Source organism: Thiocapsa sp. C2-2m, from assembly GCF_041903745.1.
Taxonomy (GTDB): Bacteria; Pseudomonadota; Gammaproteobacteria; order Chromatiales; family Chromatiaceae; genus Thiocapsa; species Thiocapsa roseilacustris.
The window spans coordinates 98,484-117,487 of sequence record NZ_JBBWVD010000004.1 but is presented as its reverse complement, the minus strand read 5'-3'; the positions used below and the strand labels follow the sequence as shown (position 1 = coordinate 117,487).

The following is a 19,004-nucleotide window of genomic DNA, read 5'->3' as shown; positions in this document are numbered from 1 at the left end:
CGGCGGGTGAACCCTCGGACGAACGCGATCGTCAAGGCCGTCAAACCCTTTTGATTCGACGCCGGAGACCTGTTGTTGTTCACCGCCCCAGGTCCTCGAAATAGAACTCCGAGACCAACCGCTCGACGGGGACATAGTTGTCGGTCAAGAGCGGCAGCGCGTCGAAGGCCGTCCCCGTTCGCATCATGGGATCGGTCGCACGCAGCCAACGATAATCGAAACCGCGTCGGGCGACGAGCGTCTCGGGCGGCTCCCGGGCATCGCTTGCGGAGATGACGAAGGTCATGCGCTCTGCCTCGGGCGGGACCATGTCCATCCAGACGTGGACGTGCTCGAACGACTCGGACAAGGTCTTCATCATGCTCTTGACCAAGCGCGGATCCGGAAAGGCGTCCAGGACGTTGAGCAGATAGATCCCGTCCGGCGTCAGGCGTGATTTTGCAAGCTCCGCGTATTCGCGGGTCACGAGGTGGTAGGGGATGGAGATGTCGTGGAAGGCATCGGAGACGATCACGTCGTAGCGCTCGGATGGCTCGCGGGTGAGGACGGTCCGTGCGTCCTGGTGGACGACCCGCATCCCCTCGGTGTCGAGGAACAGCCGCTCTTCGGCCGTCCGCGTAACCAGTGGGTCCAGCTCGGCGACGGTGACGGTCGCGTTCGGGGTCCGGGTGCGGACCGAGCGGGGCAGGGTGTAGGCGCCGCCGCCCGCGAAGAACCAGCGTAGCGTCTCGGCCTTGTCTGCTCCGAAGTGCTCGAGTGCGAGCTCGTCCATCAACTGCACGTAAGGCGAGATCAGCATGCCGGGCTCGCTGTCGTGATTGGTGCCGTGGACCAGATGGTCCAGCACCAGGCTGCGCGCGACGCCGAAGGGCGCGCGCTCGGAGTCGTCGACGACTCGGATGCAGAAATAGTTGCTCTCGCGATCGCAGGGGTTGGAGAAGCCGTTGCGCGCATCCGTCACCAGGATCAGACCGACCGCCGCGGCAAGCGCGGCGACGGGCGCCACGCGCGAGCGCCCTTTGAAAAACGGCAGTGCGAGCATAAAGAGCCCGAGCGCGGTACCGATGATGATGCCGCGCGTGCCCAGATACTGGATCAGCACGTAGCCCGTGACGAAGGTGCCCAGGATGCTGCCCAGAGCCCCCAAGGCGTGCATACGCCCGACGATATGGCCGGTGCGTCGATCCAGCCCCAATGCCAACGTCGTCAGAAGCGGCGTCACCACGCCGAGCAACAGGGCGGGCATGAAGAAGAGCGCAAGGACGTAGAAGAAGCTCGCACCCAGCAAGGTCATCTCGCGCGCCTCGATCAGCGGCGCGACCAGTGTCAAGAGAAAGAGGATACCGAGGCTGAAGAGCCCGGCCAGCGCCAGCGTGATGCCGGCTGCCAACTCGTTGCCGCCGCGATCGGCCCAGATCCCGCCGATCCAGTTGCCGAGCGACAACCCGGCGAGGATGACGCCGATGATGGCAGTCCAGGTGTAGAGCGACACCCCGACGTACGGCGCGATCAGGCGGCCCGCGAGGATCTCCAGGACCAGAAGGAATGCCGAGCTGAGAAAGATGGTGACGCCGTACCAGGTGATGCGCAGACGGTCGGACACGATGGACTCCGGGAATGGGCGATCGGTCCGCAAGGATAGCGAAGGGCGGGATCGCCGACCAGAGGGCCGCCCGGCATGTTGGCCTGTTGGATCTTAGCAACCGTTCAATAACACGTGATCCATCTTAGCCCCTCTCCCCTCGCGGGAGAGGGGTTGGGGAGAGGGGGAGAATGAACCTGAATGGCTAGGCTGTTTCTGAACGGTTACTTAGTGACGTGTCACACGACCACGCTCGCGACGTCTCAGTCCGTGGGTTGCGGCTCCTCGCTCTGCTCCTCCGGCATCGGCGGTATCTCCGATAGGCTCGAGGGCTCGACGCCCGCGGATGGATCGGCCGCGTCGTCGGCCGCGAGAAGATCCGCGCTCTCGATGTCGAGCAGCTCTCCCAGATCGAACTCGGAGAGCTTGAAGTACCAGGGCCGTTCGCGGTCTTTGAGGACATAGTCCTCGCTGTCCTTGGATCGTGAGATCCGATAGTGCCGCGTCGAGCCGTCGGTCAGTCCGATCTCGAGCTCGATCAGCGGATCCTGTTGATTGTAGGCAGGATCATCCGTGATACCGAGCACGCCGCGGTAACCCAGATTGGCGATGCGCAGCATCAAGGCCGAGATCGTCTCTTCGTCGACCGGCCGATTGCTGTCGGCGAGCGTCCAGACATCCGTCTCGTCCTTGCTCAGGATCCAATCGCGCGTGGCGATACGGTTGATCTGCTCGCCCTCCAATCGCAGGAGCCCGACCTCGATCCAGTCGTCGCGTCGTGCGGAGACGTCGGATAAGGCAAGCCTCAGCTCATGGACGCCCGGCTCCCCCGGAAGTCGCGCGAAGACACGCCGGAAGCCGGGCGAGTCACCGATCAGGAGCCCGCCGATCGGTCCCGTCTCGCTTTCGAGCGTCAGGCGCCGCTCGAAGGCGTCATCGGCGACCCTGAAGCGCTCGCGGGCCTCCTCGCTGGTGGCGATCGGAAGGGTGCGCTTCAGCGCGGCGAGCTCGCCTAGGAATTGCTCGACCTTGGCGCTTTGAACCGGCACGTCGGCCAGATCCGCAATGCGCCAGGTGTCGCCGCGGCGCACAAGGGTCACGGACTCGGTCCCGTCGCCGATCTCAATGTGCAGGCTTTGCACCTGATCGGACATCATGCCGAGCAGCGGTGTGTCTACGGCGCTCGGTGCGAGTGCGCGACCGCTGCCGAGATTCAGGCCGAGCGCGAGCAGAATCTGCAGGACCAGCAACCCGGCCAGCCCCAGGACGATCGGCGCGCGCAGGTCCGGGCGCCAGCCGGTGTCGGATTGAACAGTCATGTCGGTCATTCTCGTCTTAAACTTAAACCGCGCTCGGCGCGGTATGCGATGTTTTTGGATGGGAACGGCCCCGGCAGACTTGACGACCGCCGGAGCTGGCGCGGTTTAAGATATTAAAAATTTACTATGTTAAATCGCGTCCCCACTGAGTGCTGTCAATGCACCAAACGTCGAATTGACTCGTAAGTTAGCATTTTGCTCTGGACGCGGTTTAACCGTGGATCAAGGACGCGGAAGATCGCCCAGAATCGCCTCGTCGGTTCGCTCGCGCCGTGCTCTGGAGCGTTGGTACAGCCAATACACCAGGGCCAGACCGGCGAGCGCCAGGACATAGTTCAGGGTCTCCCAGAAGACGCGACCCTCGCGACCTACCGGCTCGAGCAACCGGTTGAACTGGCCGCGTCCGCGCAGAGTGAGCAGGCCGCGATCCTCCAACGACCAGTCGACCGCGTTCTGGATCAGCTCGAGCGGAGCCAGATAGCGGCTCTGAGTCGCCTCGGTCGCCAAACTGATCGCGGTGTCCGAGAGGAAGGTCGAAGAGCCGATCAGGATCAGGCGCGCCGAAGCGGGCGAGGTCTCCACGACGCCCGAGATGACCGGGGCCTTGTCCTCGACGGGTTCATCCGTCTCGGGGTCGATCGCCTGCGGGTCGGCGTCGTCAGGCCCGCTGTCTTCGGATGCGTCGACTTCGGCCGAATCGTCCAGGAGCGGCGAAGGACGCCCCGCGAAGGCCGAGCCGAAGCGTCCCTCGACCGCGACGGCCAGTACTCGGCTGCCGCGCTCCTCGCCGCGCGGGAAACCGAGACTGCCGTGCGTCTCGAAGTCGGGCTGCATGTCCTCCGAGTCGCTGGTCCATGACCCGGACGAGCTGCGGATCAGCTCGCTTACACGCCGCTCGGCATTCTTCTCGCCATCGACCTGAATCGGCGAGGACCAGTTCATGGTGATCTGGCCGAGGGCCGAGGTGATGCCGGAGTCCTGTGCGAGTCCGTCGCTGCGGACGTCCGGGAAATAGGGATAGTCGAGCGTTTGGATCTCCTCGACCACGAAGCCGCCCAGATCGCGCTGCACCGGGATCGGGAAGGGCGTGTTCTTGGGGTCGAGCACCAGGCTCGGCTCAAGTGTCAGCCCCTGATGGGCGAGCCAGTCCTCCAGCCCGGTCGGGGCGGCTTGCGCCGCGATGGAGCCCCCGGCCAGGTCGAGATCGAAGCTGGATGCGGCCAGGATGAGGGTCCCGCCCTGCATCAGGAACTGGTCGATGGCGAACTGCTGGCGCTCGTCCATGGCCTGGGGTCCGACGACCAGGAGCAGATCGGTATCCTCGGCGACCTGACCGGACGTGAGATCCGTTTCGCGCAGATTGAATCCGCTGCGCAGGGTCTCCTGCAACAATGCGTAGCCGGGTCCGGGGCTGGGCTCGCCGAACATCCCGGGCATCGACGGCGGCGTGTAGAGCGCGATGGTGCGCAAGACCCCCGGCGCGAACCGCTTGATGCCGGCCTCGATGGCGCGTGTCAGACCCGCTCGATCGAGCGATTCGGGGAGCGGAACCGGAACGGCCTGATCGCCGGACTCGAGCACCATGTAGAAGTAGAAGGGCGTGGGATCGAGCAGGCTGACCACCAGCGGCTCGAAGCCGAACTGCTCGGCAATCGTCTGGGCCAGTGTGCCGTCGCCGGCCGCAGGATCTTGGATCTCGGAGCTAAAGCGCTCGCCGCCGTTCGCGGCAAGCTCGGACAGGATCGACTCCAGATCGGCTCGCAGCTCGGGCAAGGGCTCGGGCAGGCGATCGGCCGCCGAGATGAAGCCGCGGAACCGCACCGGTTCGTTGAGATTGGCGAAGAGATCGCCGGCGCCCTGGTAACCGTAAAGAACCTTGCGGATGACGCGGGTCAGGTCGTACTCGGGGTTGCGCAGGCGCACGTCCAGATCGGTCTCGCCCTGGACCTTCACGTCGATCAGGTCCTGAAAGCCGAGCGTCTCGAACTGATCGCCGTACTTGATCAGGATGTCGAAATAGGAATTGACCACGGAGGCCTGATACTTGGTCGCGGTCTGGAAGGCGACCGGGCGAATCCCGTATTGCTCGCCGGCCTCGCGCTCGAACTCGGGCGAGCGCTCGGGGTCGACGAGCTCGACCAGGACCCGGCCGCCGCCGGCGATCTGATACTCACGCAGCAGATCGCGGATCTGGGGAACCAAAGGGGCCAACAAGGGGTGTGTCTCCGCGCTGAAATAGCCGCGGATCAGGAGTGGTTCCTGCAGCTGGCCCAGATAGGTCCGGGTCGCCTCCGAGATCGAGTAGACCCGACCCTCGGTGAGATCCACACGGGCGTTGCCGATGGCGCCGAGCCAGAGGTTCGCGGCCAGCAGGTTGGCGACCACAAGCCCGGTCACCAGGGTCCAGCGTCGATGGTGACGCCGGTTGGCGTCCGATTCGGCCCAGCGCAGGCGCTCCAGGCTGTAGAGGGTGAGGGCGAGGAAGGCGCCGACGATGCTCAGGTAGTAGTAAAGATCGCGCAGATCGATGACGCCTCGGGTGATGGACTCGAAGCGCGAGCCGCTACCGATGAGTCGGAGCAGTTCGCCGCCGTCATGCCCCACCAGATTGGTCAGCGCAGGGGTGCCGATCAGGTAGAGGAGGGCACCGACCAGGGTGGTCCCGATCAGGGCGACAATCGGGTTGTCGGTGCGCGAGGAGACGAAGAGTCCGATCGCCAGATAGGCCGAGGCCAGCAGCAGGGTCGCCAGATAGGCGCCGATCACCGGGCCCCAGTCCATCGGCCCCAGCAACGAGACGGTCAGCGGGATCGGCAGCGTCAGGGCCAAGGCGATCGCGACCAGGGCCAGAGCCGCGAGGAACTTGCCGAGGACCAGATTCAGGGTCGGCACCGGCAGGGTCATGAGTGTTTCGAGTGTCCCGGCGCGCCGCTCCTCGCTCCAGAGCCGCATGGTCAGGGCGGCGCAGAGAAAGATCAGCAATACCGGCATCCAGTCGAACAAGGGGCGCGCATCGGCGATGTTACGCGCGAAAAAGGCATCGACCCAGAAGAAGACGAAGAGCGAGACCGCCAAGAAGGCGCCGATAAAGAGATAGGCGACCGGCGAGCCGAAGAAGGCGCCGAGCTCGCGGCGTGCGACGCGCAGGATGTCAGACATGAGCCACCTCCATCTGCTCCAGGGTCACGGCTCCGAAGAGGTCTTCGAGGTCGCGCCGCTCGGGCGCGAGTCCGTAAAGGTTCCAGGGTTGTCCGCCGAGTGCCTTGGCGACGAGAGGCGCGAGCGCCTGCGGATCCGCGGCGCTCAGGGCGAAATGCCGCAGACCCGCGTCCCCGTCCCAAGTCTCCACGGCCGTCACCCCCTCGATCTCCGCGAGCACCGGACGCGCCTCCTCGGGCGAGCAGTCGAGCGTGACGAGCAGCCGTTTGGGTCGCCCGATGGCATCCAGTGCACTGTCGAGCGCCAGTTGGCCGCCGCGCATGATGAGTACCCGGCTGCACACCGCCTCGACCTCCTGCAGGACATGGGTCGAGATGATCAGGGTCGCGTCCTTGGCCAGCTCGCGGACCAGGCTACGCATCTGCTGGATCTGCGACGGGTCCAGGCCATTGGTCGGCTCGTCCAGGATGAGGATGGCCGGCTCATGCAGGATCGCCTGGGCCACGCCGACGCGTTGGCGATAGCCGCGCGACAGTGTGGCGATGGTCGCGGTCGCCTTGGGGCCGAGATCCGTGCGCTCGATCGCTTGGCGGATGGCGGCGGGACGCCGGTTGTCGGCCATCCCGTGCAGAGCCGCCTGGTAGTCCAGGTAGTCGATCACCCGCATCTCGGGATAGAGCGGGCAGTTCTCCGGCAGATAGCCGATGCGCCGCTGCGCCTCGCGCCGCTGCACGGCGATATCCAGCCCGTCGATCCGGATCGAGCCGCTGCTTGGCTCCAGATAACCGGTCATCATCTTCATGATAGTGGTCTTGCCGGCCCCGTTGTGGCCGAGCAGCCCGACGATCTCGCCGCGGCCGATGTCGAACGACACCGCTTGCACCGCCTTGAGCTCGCCGTAGCTGCGACACAGCTCGCGAACCTCGATCATGATGTCTCCTGCTGAACCGCGTCCTGTGCACTTCGGGCCGGCATCGCCCGGGATCGGCCCTCGGCGATTCCTGGTGTGTCGGAGCGGACGCGGTTCAGGACTTTGAATGGTTGGGAATGGAATCCGCGTCGAGGATCGAGCGATTCGGGACCGCCGAGTCCGGTTTCGGGGATAACCTCGGATCATCTGATCTTGGCGCGGTTGGACGTCCGCCGGGTCCCGGACGATTCTCGGGCGCGAATTTCACCCGAGGTGGGCGCAGGATGCAAGACCTGTCGAGACTGTTCGTTGTCGTTGTCGTAATCGACGATCGATCCGAAAACGACAACGATCTCGAAGGGTCTCGATACAGTTCCTGTCCTGCGTGAGCAAGGCGTTAATCACCGTCACGCTCCAGGGTGATGACTAGGTCGTCCTCCAGGTCCGGATCCATGGCGACTTCGACGACGATTGGGGCGCAACAAACCTGGCAGTCTTCGATGTAGGTCTGGGGAACGGCACTGACGTCGATCGTCAGCTCGATCGGAGCGTCACACCAGGGACAATGCGCGTCGCGGGTCTCAAGGGGGTTCATCGCGTTCCGGGTTCACCAATCTGGGCTGGCCTCTCCGTAGGTTGTGCTGACGATAGGCTGCACAACACCCGCCGGCGGTGCGTTGTGCCTCGCACGGCTCGGCACAACCTACTCGGGCGTCGTAATCCGCCGCCACAGCCGCCCGTCGTTCTTGAGCAGATTCCCCGCCGCGGGCGGGCCCCATGTGCCGGCCGCATAGTTGGGAAAGTCGCGGGCGGGTAGGGCCGACCAGACGTCCTGGACCGATTGGACGATCTCCCAGCCCTTCTCGACCGTGTCGGCGTGCTTGAAGAGCGTGGCGTCGCCACTCATGCAGTCGTAGATGAGTGTTTCGTAACCCGTTGCAGGGGCGTTGCCGAAGTAGTCGGCATAGCAGAAGTCCATGTTGACTGTGCCGACACGCATCCGCGGCCCGGGGATCTTGGCCCCGAAGCTGATCTGGATGCCTTCGTTCGGCTGGATGCGCAGCACCAGCATGTCCGGGTGCATCTGGGCGGTGTCGGCGTCCTTGAACATGATCTTGGGCGCCCGCTTGAACTGAATGACGACCTCCGTGTATTGCGCCGTCAGACGCTTGCCGGTGCGCAGGTAAAAGGGCACCCCGGCCCAACGCCAGTTGTCCATTGTCAGCTTGAGTGCGGCGAAGGTCTCGGTGCGCGAATTGGGATCGACCCCCGGGGAAGATCGGTAGGCGGGCACCTTCTCGCCGTTCGTCATCACACCCTCGCCGTATTGACCACGGACGGCATTGGTCAAAACCTGCTCGGGGGTGAGCGGATGGACGGCGTCCAACACCTTGTTGATCTCGTCGCGCACGGCTTGGGAGTCGAACGAGTTGGGCGGCTCCATCCCGAGAAACCCGAGCAGGACCAAGAGGTGGTTCGGGATCATGTCGCGCAAGGCGCCGGCCGAATCGTAGTAGGGGCCGCGATGCTCGACACCGACTGATTCTGCGACCGTGATCTGGACATGATCGATGTGTTGGCGATTCCAAAGCGGCTCGATGAAGCCGTTTGAAAACCGAAAGACCATGATGTTCTGGACGGTCTCTTTGCCCAGATAGTGGTCGATACGGTAGATCTGGTCCTCGTCCAGGGTCTCGTGGAGCATCCGGTTGAGCGCCTTGGCGCTGTCCAGATCGATGCCGAAGGGCTTTTCGATGATGACGCGACGCCAGTCGTTCTCGCACTCCGCGGTCAGTCCGACGGCGCCGAGCAGACGTGTGATGTCGCCGAAGAGCGATGGCGGAACAGCGAGATAGAAGAGATAGTTCCCGTCGGTTCCCCGCTCTGCATCGATCCCGGACAGGCGCTCGCAGAGATCGACGTAGGCCTCCGGCTCAGTAAAGTTGCCCGGCATGTAGTGAAGACGCTCACATAAACGCGCCCAGGTCTCTGCATCCCAAGCGTTTCCGACGTTTCGCTTCACCTCCTCGGCCATCATCGCCTGAAAGGTCGCGTCGTCCATCTCCAAGCGGTCCAGCCCTACGACCGCGAAGGTGTCCGGAAGCAGGTTCCCGTGGCACAGATGAAAGAGTGCGGGGATCAACTTGCGCTTAGTCAGATCGCCCGCGGCACCGAAGATGATCATGGCGTTCGGCGGGGCGGGCGGTGTGGTTTCGGCGCTCAGACGTTGGGTGGGCAAGGGATCTCTCCTTTTTTTCTTCAAGTTAAACCGCGCCGGCTCCAACGTTTGTCAAGTCTGCCGGGGCCGACCCCATCCAAAAACATCGCATACCCCGCTGGGCGCGGTTTAACGTTCGGGCTTCTCGTGATGACCGCCGAACTGATAGCGCATCGCCGAGAGGATCTGATTGGCGAAATCCGCCTCGCCGCGCGAGCTGAAGCGCTCGAAGAGTGCTGTGGTGAGCAAGGGCGCCGGTGTGCCGGTCTCGATCGCCGCGAGGCAGGTCCAACGGCCCTCGCCCGAGTCCGAGACGCGACCGCCGAATCCTTCGAGCTGCGGGTCCGCGCGCAGCGCCGTCGCCGTCAGATCCAGAAGCCAGGAGGCGACCACGCTGCCGCGACGCCAGACCTCGGCGACCTCGCCGACGTCAATGCGGTACTGATAATGCTCGGGATTGGCCAGCGGCGCGGTCTCGGCATCCACTGTGTGCTCATCCAGCCCGACCCCTGCGTGCTTGAGGATGTTGAAGCCTTCGGCGTACGCGGCCATCAGGGCATACTCGACGCCGTTGTGAACCATCTTCACGAAATGGCCTGCACCGTTGGGGCCGCAGTGCAGATAGCCTTGCTCGGAGCGGCTGAAGTCGCCGCTCCGACCGGCTGTGCGCTCGATCTCGCCCGGGCCGGGCGAGAGGGCGGCGAAGACGGGATCGAGCCGCTCGACCGCCTCGTCCTCCCCGCCGATCATCAGGCAGTAGCCGCGCTCCAGACCCCAGACGCCTCCGCTCGTCCCGCAGTCGACGAAGTGGATCCCCTTGGATGCGAGGCGCTTCGCGTGGGCGATGTCGTCGCGGTAGTTCGAGTTGCCGCCGTCGATGATGGTGTCGTCGGCGGCGAGATGGGGGATCAGGTCGTCGATAACGCGGTCCACGACGGCTGCCGGGACCATGATCCAAATATTGCGAGGTGCTTCGAGCTTGGCGCAGAGATCGGCCATGTCCTGCGCGCCGACAGCGCCTTCGGACACCAGCGCCGCGACTGCGGCGGGATCCCGATCATAGACGACACACCGATGTCCGGCGCGCATGAGTCGAAGCACCATGTTGGCGCCCATTCGGCCGAGGCCGATCATTGCGAGTTGCATGAGGCGTTTCCCCTGTTGGCGGATGAAGGGTCGGAGATTAAACCGCGCCCGGCGCGGTATGCGATGTTGTTGGATGGGATCGGCCCGAACAGACGTGACGACCGTCGGAGTCGGCGCGGTTTAAGATATTAAAAAATATGTTGTTTTAAACCGCGTCCCCGCTGAGGGGCGTGGATTCACCAAACGTCGAGCGCATTCGACAATGAGCATCTCGCTCCGGACGCGGTTTAGGCGGCGCGGCCTTCGAGCACCATCAGGCTGCGCTGTCCGACCGGGACACGCGACCCGGACGACAGGCTCGAATCGGAACGATCCATGATCGAGGGTTCGCGGTTCGTGTCGATCGCCAGGTGCCAGGACCAGCCGTCGATCCGCGGAACGGCAAACTCCAACGGCACCTTTCCCATGTTGAGCATGACGTGCAGAGGCGGCTCGTCGACGGTGATCCCGGCGAGCGTGAAGGCCAAGGATTGCGCTGCGGGATCGTCCCACTCCGGGGAAGCGAGTCCCACCCCATGCCAGGCGATATCCGGCCACGAATGACCGCTTGCGGGCTCGCCGGTCAAGAACCGGCTGCGATGCAGGGTCGGATGGCGCTGGCGAAAGGCGATCATGCGCCGGACGAAGTCGTGCATTCCGCAGTTGTCCTCGAGCAGGCTCCAGTCGAACCAGGAGATGGCATTATTCTGGCAGTAACTGTTGTTGTTGCCCTGTTTGCTCTGCAGCACCTCGTCGCCGGATCGCACCATGGGCACACCCTGGCTCAGCATCAGAATGGCGATGAAGTTGCGGGCCTGGCGTCGACGCAATGCGAGGATCGCGGGGTCGTCGGTCGGGCCTTCGACGCCGCAGTTCCAGCTCAGATTGTCGTTGTGGCCGTCGCGGTTGTCCTCGCCGTTGGCCTCGTTGTGCTTGCGGTTGTAGCTCACCAGATCCCAGAGGGTGAATCCGTCGTGGCAGGTGATGAAGTTGATTGAATTGCTCGGCAGCCGCCCGCGGTTCTGATACAAATCGCTCGAGCCGGCCATCCGAGTCGCCACCTCGGCGATCACGCCAAAATCGCCCTTGACGAAGCTGCGCATCAGATCGCGATAGCGTCCGTTCCACTCCGCCCACCGAAATCCGGGAAAGTCGCCGACCTGATACAGCCCCGCCGCGTCCCAAGCCTCGGCGATGATATGTGAACGACCGAGCGCAGGTGAAAGCTCGGTCGCCCAGAGGATCGGCGCGTGATACTGGGGATGGCCGTCCTCGCCGCGCGCCAAGGCGCTGGCCAGATCGAAACGGAAGCCGTCCACATGCATCTGCCGGACCCAGTAGAGTAGGGCATCGATGAGAAAACGCGTGACGATCGGATGGTTGCAGTTCACCGTGTTGCCGCAGCCGGTGTAGTCGCGATAGATGCGCCGATCGGAGAAATCCAGATGATAGAAGACCTCGTTGCCGATCCCTTTGAAACTGATCGTCGGGCCGCTGTTGCCGCCCTCGGCGGTGTGGTTGAAGACGACATCCAGGATCACGCCGATGCCGGCTCGGTGCAGGGCCTTGATCAGATCGCGAAACTCGTCGCGGGCGCGCGACGGATCGAGCGCGAAACCGGGATGCGGCGCAAAGAAACTGTGGGTGCTGTAGCCCCAATAGTTCTCGAGGCCCATGGCCGCAGTCTTCGGCGGGACGTCTTGGGGATCGAAGGCCATGATCGGCATCAGCTCGACATGGGTGATCCCGAGGTCCTTCAGATAGGGGATTTTTTCGATCACGGCACCGAAGGTGCCGGGATGTGCGACCCCGGACGAGGGATGGCGCGTAAAGCCGCCGGCGTGCATCTCGTAAATGACCGCGGCGTTCAGGGGGATGTGCAGGGGCGTGTCGCCCTCCCAGTCGTAGCGGTCGCGCACCACCTGTGCGCGGATCGCGGTGGCGACGTTGTCGCCGGGGCGGCAGGCGTTCTCGCGATTCCATAGCCGATCATCGACCGTGACGGCCCAGGGGTCGAGGAGCGCCTTCTCGCAATCGATTCGACACCCGATTTCGCGGGTGTCGCAGGCACCCTGGATGCGCCAGTTGTAGAAGACTCCCTCGCCCAGACCTTCGACGAAGATGTGCCAGAAGAAGAAGGTTCGATTGACCTGCCGATCCAGCGCGATGATCTCGTAGGGCTCGGGACTGGCTGCCGTCTCGAAGAGCAGCAGCTCGATCTGCTCGGCATAGCGCGAGAAGATGCAGAAGTTCACCCCGCCATCCGTCGCCCTGGCCCCGGCGTTGTCCCAGCCGCCGGGTTGAACCGAGTATCTTGCCATCGTCGTTCTCCTGACGTGAGGCCATCCGGACGTCGCCCGATGGGACGCCGATCGATGTCTAAACCGCGCCCAGCGCCGTATGCGATGTTTTTGGATGGGATCGGCCCCGGCAGATTTGACGACTGCTGGAGCCGGCGCGGTTTAAGACAATAAAAAATATACTATTTTAAACCGCGTCCCCGCAAAGGCCCGTAGATGCGCCAAACTCCGAGCTCACTCGAAAGTTAGCATGTCGCTCTGGACGCGGTTTAGCGCCGGTCGCTGCCGGGGATCATCTGCTGAATCACGCCCATCGGGTTGACTACGGGGAGCTGGTCGCCTCCGCCGACGATGCCCGAGAGACGCTCCATGCCGACGCGCATCCGACCCATATCCTCGGCGATCGCGGGCAGGGTGGCGACCTGTTGGCCCATGGTGGAAACGTCTCGGGCGAGCGAGGTCATGTCCTGACGCATCCGGCCCATGTCGGCCGACATGGATGCCATCTCGCCCGCCATCAGGGCGACATTCCCGGAGATGTCGTGCATCAGTTTCACCATGTACAGGAATGCGCCGCCGGCGACGAGTGCTGCGGCGAGGACCGCGAGGCGCGGTATGGCGGGGCTCGAATTGCGTGTCATGGCATGCTCCGGTGAGTCACCGAGGAGCCCCGATGATGCCATGCTCGGGCACCTGTTTGCACGGATTGCACGGGATTGGACGGGATGACGAGCGCGCCGCTCGCCCGCGGCGGAGGATATGTGCTCGGGCAGCGACGTCGTGGACGTGAATTGAAGGCCGGACTGTGGGATATTTCGAGCAATGGTCGGCCGCCGTTGCGCTCGACCCGAGTTGAGATTAGGGATAAGAATGACCGACCGGTCGCGTCCGAGCACTCCGTCAAGCTCGGTGCGTCGGCTCCAGGCGCCGGCAACAGGCCGCCGAAACACGCATCGAGGGGTGCCTGAAGAGCACCGAGGGACCAGCACCGAGGAGTCTTGACGCATCCCTATGGATTTCAAACATCATCCGGCCGATTCGACCCAAGTCCACGCGGCGTCCGATGAGGCGCGCGACTGGACGGTCGCCGATCTGATCGACTTCGAGTATTACTTGGATGCCGACGAGCGCGAGCTGCGCGAGCAGCCGTCGGCGCGCAAGACCCTAGCCGAGCGCGATCGCTCGCTCTACCTCGACGCGATCGCGCCCGAGATCGGCGATCAGCCGCCGCACACCCCTGCACATCGGCGCTTTAGCCTGCGCCGATGGCTGGCGGCACGCCGTAATGCAGAGCTTCCGGAGATGCGCGGGGTCCTGCCGGGAGCGGCGTTCGGTAGCGCCGAGCGTCTGGTCACCCTGCTGCTCGCGGTCGTCGGATTCATCCTCGGCATCGGCGTGGCCTCCGCGCTGCTCAGCTACGACGGAACCCGCCCGGTCAGCGTTTCCTGGTATCTGTTTCTGTTGGTCATCGTGCAGTTTCTGCTCGTGGCTTCGCTCGTCACGGCCTGGGGGCTGCGCAAGGCGCGCGGGCGCGGCGCGGGCGCGGCGCCGGGCATCCTGACGCACGTCGTACGTCCGCTCGTTGCCAAGGCTGCGAGCTGGCTTCAGCGCCAACGCATCGGTCATACTGCGGCCGAGATTCAGGATCAGGCGCGTGCCCGGCAGGGGCTTCTCAAATCGCAGTACGCGGTCTATGGCCCGGTCGCCTATCTGCCGTTGCTGATTCCGGCCCAGATCTTCGGGGTTGCCTTCAATATCGGTGTCATCCTGACCACCCTGCTGCTGGAATGGTTCACTGACCTGGCCTTCGGCTGGGGCTCGACCCTGAACGTCCATCCGCAGACGATCTTCGACATGACCCGACTGATCGCGCTGCCTTGGAGCTGGCTGCTCGGAGAGGGCATCGGCTACCCGAGCCTGGAGCAAGTGGCCGGCTCGCGCATCTTTCTCGAGCACTGGGCGAGCGCCACGCCCACCTTCAAACCTGATCCCGTGCATCTGCGATCCTGGGGCTCGTTCCTCGTCCTGGCCGTCACGACCTACGGGCTTCTGCCGAGGTTAATGCTGTGGGGTGGGTCCGTTCTGGCCCGGCGCCTGATCCTGGCGCGCCTGCCCTTCACGCACAGCCGCACCCAGGCGCTCTATGCCCGCATGCTCTCGCCGCGCCTCGATACGACGCCGAGCGGGGGACGCCCGGGCGGCGAGAGGGGCGCCGAGATGCCGATCCCGACCGTGTCGACCTCGCGCAAGCCGCGTCCCGCGGGACCGGATGGCCCGGCCGAGGCGACCCCGACCACCTCGGCGCGTCCTTGGCGCAATGGACTGGTTCGATGGGTCGAGCCGGGGGACGCGGCGCCGACCCCGGCTCCGCCACCTCCGCTCGCGCCTGCGCAGGTGTACGCGCCTGTCGATGCTGGGAAAGCGTCTCCTGCACCGGAGCCCAAGCAGCAACCGGCGCAGCCCCGCGAGGCCGAGGCGTCCTCGACGGTTCGCGACGACGCAATTTCGGTTGTTGCGGAGGGTGTCGTCGCGACGTCCGGTTCAAGTCAGACCGACCGCACTGCCGCGCCATCGGTTCGTCAGGCCAAGCCCGAGCCCGAGCCCGAGCCCGAGCGGCCAGCGGTGCCGGAGCTCGGGCCCGCTGCACCGGTGATCCCCGAGCCCGTGCCAACGGCCGAACAGGCCGAGCAAAAGTCCGCCGAGACGGAAGCCGGGCCCGCGGCGCCTGCGGTCCCCGCAACGCCGCGAGCCGAGCCGAAGCAGGCGAAGGCACAGCCTGCGGTTTCGAAGAGATCGGACTTGAAGGGTCCGGAGAGGCCGTCGGCTAAGCCGCCTGCGCACCCCACGGCCCAGCCACGGATCGCAGAGACGCCGACGCTACCCCCCGAGACGGCCCCGACGCCGGCGGTCGCCGCTCCGACACCACCGACGTCGACACTCGCGCACGTCGCCAGCTTTGCCCCCGACGCCTGTTTGCTTCTGCTGCACGTCGACGTCGACGACATCCTCGAGGACGAGGACCGCCCGCGTCTGGAGCAGATGCTGATGCACCTCTGCGGATGGCGGGTTGCGGCGACGGCGACCGTAGGCGCCGGCAGCGCAATGACCGACGATGCGCTCGGTCTCCTCGATCGCGGCGACTGGCAGGCGCCGCCGCCTCGGGTGGTCGTGATCGAGGACGGCTCGCAGCCCCCGATCACGGAGAGCCTGCGCTTCCTGCGCGAGCTGCGCGTCGCGGCGGGGACACGCGCCCAGATCATGCTCGCCTTGGTCGGCGATCCGACCGACGACGACCGTCTGCCGCCGATGCGCCCGTTCGACTACACGGACTGGCAACGCAAGATCGATCAGATGGCCGACCCCTATCTGCGCTTGGAGATGCTTGCGCCCCCGCACGAGGATGGAGACGACTGATGTCCGGGAAGATTCCAAGACTGGCGATCATGGGACACCCGAATGCCGGTAAGTCCTCCGTGGTCGCGACCCTCACCGAAAACGACCTGATTCAGATCGACAAACGTGCAGGCACCACGACCGAGTCGAACGTCTACCCGGTCATCATCGACGGGCGGCCGGTGATCGAGTTCATCGATACCCCTGGCTTTCAGAATCCCAACGCGATCCTGGAATGGTTTCAAGCCCAAAGCGGCAAGCGCGAGCTGGCGCGGGCATTCGTGGCCGCGCATCGGGCCGACCCCCTCTTTACGCACGACTGCGAGCTCCTCGAGCCGGTTGCCGAGGGTGCGGCCATCATCCTGGTGGTCGATGGCTCCAAGCGCATCAAGGAGAAGGATCGGGTCGAGATCGAGCTGCTGCGTCTGACCGCCCGCCCGCGCATGGCGATCCTCAACAACCTCACCAACAACACGCGCTACATGACCCAGTGGCGCGATGCGCTCGTTAAGGCGTTCAACTCGGTGCGCGACTTCAACGCCCATCGCGCCACCTACGGCGAGCGCGTGCGGTTGTTGCAGGCGCTCAAGAGCATCGATCAGCGTTGGGAGCCGCTCGTCGAGGAGGCCATCCATGCCTTCGAGCACGACTGGAACCGGCGCACCGATCAGGCCGTCACCACCATCCTGGATCTGCTCAAGGAGGCGCTCACCTACAAGGCGTCCAAGACCGTGAAGGAGGGCAAGCTGGTCTTCGAGAGCGGCCGCGAGCGTGTCAAGGAGGAGGTGACCAGGGCGTTCGAAGACGGGCTGCGCCAGCTCGAGACGAATGCGCAGGAGCAGATCCGCGCGAATTTTCGCCATCATGTCTGGCACATGCCCCCGGATTCGATCCTCGGCAAGGATCTGCTTTCGGAGGAGGTGAGTCAGGCGCTCGGTCTGTCCAAACGACAGCTTGCACTGGTCGGCATGGCGGCCGGCGCGGCCTCGGGAGCGACCATCGACCTCTCGACAGCCGGGCATACCTTCGGAGCCGGCGCGCTGATCGGTGCGGCAACCGGCGGCGTCCTGGGGTTCGTCGGGAGCAAGGCACTGGCCAAACTGAACATCGAGCGCGCCTCGGGGACGCAGCGTTTCACGGTCGGGCCCGTTCACAATCCACGCTTCCCCTTCGTCCTCCTGGATCGCATCGTGCTCTACAGTGCGCGGGCCATGAACTGGTCGCACGGTCGTCAGGCCGCGGAGGAAGACGCACCCGATAAGGTTCCCGAGAAGGAAATCCGCCGTGCCGGGTTCACCGAGGAGCTGCCCGCCGCGCAGCAGCGCGACCTGGCGCGGTTCTTCAACGCGGCCAGGAAGGGCAAGTCCGAGCGCGAGGAAGAATGTCGCGCCATTATCAGAGGCATCCTACACGGGCTGGCGGTGAGCGAGATCGACAGTCGTGCGGATCTTTAAACCGCGCCCGGTGCGATCCGCATCGTTCGTTGGGCTGGCTTGGCCGCGTCAGCTCCGACAACTGTTCGGAGCTGGCGCGGTTTAAAGTATTAAAAAATACTCAATTCTAAACCGCGTTACGACAAAGATCGGAAAGATCCTTGAGTCCGACACAACATGAAAATGACGCTGGTCGCTCTGGACGCGGTTTAGAATGACAGAGGACGAGCTGCTCGGGATCGACCGGGCCCACGCCTGGCATCCCTACACCTCCACGATCGATCGCGATCCGGTCTATGCGGTGCGCTCGGCTTTGGGTTGTCGGATCCGGCTCATGGACGGCCGCGAGCTGATCGACGGCATGTCCTCTTGGTGGTGCGCCATCCACGGCTACAACCATCCGGTCCTGAATCAGGCGGCGCGCGATCAGCTCGACGTCATGTCGCACATCATGTTCGGCGGGCTGACACACGAGCCGGCTGTGCGCTTGGTCGACACCCTGGTGAAGCTGACTCCGGAGTCGCTGCAGCACGTCTTTCTCTGCGACTCGGGATCCGTCTCGGTCGAGGTCGCCATCAAGATGGCTATCCAGTACCAGCAGGCCGCCGGGCGACCCGAGCGGCACCGGCTCATGACGATCCGCTCGGGCTATCACGGGGATACCCAAGGGGCCATGTCGGTCTGCGATCCCGTCACCGGGATGCACCACCTCTTCAGCCGGGTGTTGCCCGAGCAGGTCTTTGCTCCGGCTCCCGCGTGCCGGTTCGACGAACCCTGTCGGCCCGAGCAGATCGCCGAGTTTGCGGCCTTGATCGAGCGGTATCACGCGGAGCTGGCCGCGGTCATCCTTGAGCCGATCGTGCAGGGTGCCGGGGGCATGCGCTTCTACAGCGCGGACTATCTCGCGGAGGTTCGCCGGCTCTGCGACCGCTTCGAGGTGCTCCTGATCGCCGACGAGATCGCGACCGGCTTCGGCCGCACCGGCGCGCTCTTCGCCTGCGAGCATGCGGGCATCGCCCCGGACATCATGACACTCGGCAAGGCCCTGACCGGCGGTTATCTCACGCTCGCCGCGACGCTCGCGACCGATCGGGTCGCCCGGACTATCTCCTCGGGCGACCCCCGCGTCTTTATGCACGGCCCGACCTTCATGGGCAATCCGCTCGCCTGCGCGATCGCCAATGCCAGCATCGAGCTCCTGCTGGCCTCCGACTGGCGGGCCAACATCGCGCGGATCGAACGCGGTCTCGGCGCCGGACTGGCGGGCTGCCGGGACCTTCCGGGTGTGGCCGAGGTGCGCGTGCTCGGCGCGATCGGCGTGGTCGAGATGTGCGCGCCCGTGTCCATGCGCGAGATCCAGCGCCGTTTCGTCGCGCGCGGGGTTTGGGTGCGCCCGTTCGGCCGACTCGTCTATCTGATGCCGCCCTACATCGTCACCGACGAGGAGCTTGCGATGCTCTGCGCATCGGTCGTGTCCGTCCTCGGGGAGATGGCGGTGGAGTCATCTGGATAGTGCAGAACCGCAGCTGCTTCGGCCTGCGTTGCCGCCCGAACGTCCCCACGTG

At 64.8% G+C, this 19,004-nt stretch carries 12 protein-coding genes; 3 read left to right on the top strand and 9 right to left on the bottom strand.

Translation table 11 applies throughout. The features are described 5' to 3' along the window. Positions 1-79 precede the first annotated feature (79 nt). The 9 genes from AADX97_RS04350 to AADX97_RS04310 all read right to left on the bottom strand — a co-directional run bounded on the left by AADX97_RS04350 (position 80) and on the right by AADX97_RS04310 (position 13,254). Positions 80-1,603, bottom strand: coding sequence for a fused MFS/spermidine synthase (locus AADX97_RS04350; protein ID WP_374232177.1), 1,524 nt, complete (start codon positions 1,601-1,603; stop codon positions 80-82). Positions 1,604-1,845: 242 nt separating this feature from the next. Further along, positions 1,846-2,901 (bottom strand): DUF4340 domain-containing protein, encoded by a 1,056-nt coding sequence (locus AADX97_RS04345; RefSeq protein WP_374232176.1) that lies wholly within the window; start codon positions 2,899-2,901, stop codon positions 1,846-1,848. A gap of 222 nt (positions 2,902-3,123) precedes the next feature. After that, a complete protein-coding gene (locus AADX97_RS04340; protein WP_374232175.1) occupies positions 3,124-6,060 on the bottom strand; it encodes a Gldg family protein in 2,937 nt (978 codons plus the stop codon). Then, positions 6,053-6,991: an ABC transporter ATP-binding protein gene (locus AADX97_RS04335; protein WP_374232174.1), complete on the bottom strand. Its 939-nt coding sequence runs from the start codon at positions 6,989-6,991 to the stop codon at positions 6,053-6,055. Before AADX97_RS04335 ends, AADX97_RS04340 begins: the two co-directional genes overlap by 8 nt. 376 nt (positions 6,992-7,367) lie before the next feature. Then, positions 7,368-7,565, bottom strand: a complete 198-nt coding sequence (locus AADX97_RS04330) for a CPXCG motif-containing cysteine-rich protein (RefSeq protein ID WP_374232173.1) — start codon at positions 7,563-7,565, stop codon at positions 7,368-7,370. Between the two features lie 108 nt (positions 7,566-7,673). Further along, entirely contained in the window at positions 7,674-9,155 is a 1,482-nt protein-coding gene (gene zwf, locus AADX97_RS04325) for a glucose-6-phosphate dehydrogenase (RefSeq protein ID WP_374232267.1), read from the bottom strand. Between the two features lie 162 nt (positions 9,156-9,317). Further along, positions 9,318-10,334: a phosphogluconate dehydrogenase (NAD(+)-dependent, decarboxylating) gene (gene gnd / locus AADX97_RS04320; RefSeq protein ID WP_374232172.1), complete on the bottom strand. Its 1,017-nt coding sequence runs from the start codon at positions 10,332-10,334 to the stop codon at positions 9,318-9,320. 227 nt (positions 10,335-10,561) lie between these two features. After that, positions 10,562-12,634, bottom strand: a complete 2,073-nt coding sequence (glgX, locus tag AADX97_RS04315; RefSeq protein WP_374232171.1) for a glycogen debranching protein GlgX — start codon at positions 12,632-12,634, stop codon at positions 10,562-10,564. Positions 12,635-12,882: 248 nt separating this feature from the next. Beyond that, positions 12,883-13,254 carry a hypothetical protein gene (locus AADX97_RS04310; RefSeq protein ID WP_374232170.1) on the bottom strand — a complete coding sequence of 124 codons (372 nt, stop codon included), beginning with the start codon at positions 13,252-13,254 and terminating at the stop codon, positions 12,883-12,885. 370 nt (positions 13,255-13,624) lie between these two features. Here AADX97_RS04310 and AADX97_RS04305 point away from each other — a divergent pair, with 370 nt between their 5' ends. The 3 genes from AADX97_RS04305 to bioA all read left to right on the top strand — a co-directional run bounded on the left by AADX97_RS04305 (position 13,625) and on the right by bioA (position 18,952). Then, the gene (locus AADX97_RS04305) at positions 13,625-16,027 is read left to right on the top strand and encodes a DUF2868 domain-containing protein (protein WP_374232169.1); all 2,403 of its coding nucleotides are present in this window, start codon (positions 13,625-13,627) and stop codon (positions 16,025-16,027) included. Continuing rightward, positions 16,027-17,460 (top strand): GTPase/DUF3482 domain-containing protein, encoded by a 1,434-nt coding sequence (locus AADX97_RS04300; protein WP_374232168.1) that lies wholly within the window; start codon positions 16,027-16,029, stop codon positions 17,458-17,460. Before AADX97_RS04305 ends, AADX97_RS04300 begins: the two co-directional genes overlap by 1 nt. A gap of 193 nt (positions 17,461-17,653) precedes the next feature. Continuing rightward, a complete protein-coding gene (bioA, locus tag AADX97_RS04295; RefSeq protein ID WP_374232167.1) occupies positions 17,654-18,952 on the top strand; it encodes an adenosylmethionine--8-amino-7-oxononanoate transaminase in 1,299 nt (432 codons plus the stop codon). Positions 18,953-19,004 lie beyond the last annotated feature (52 nt).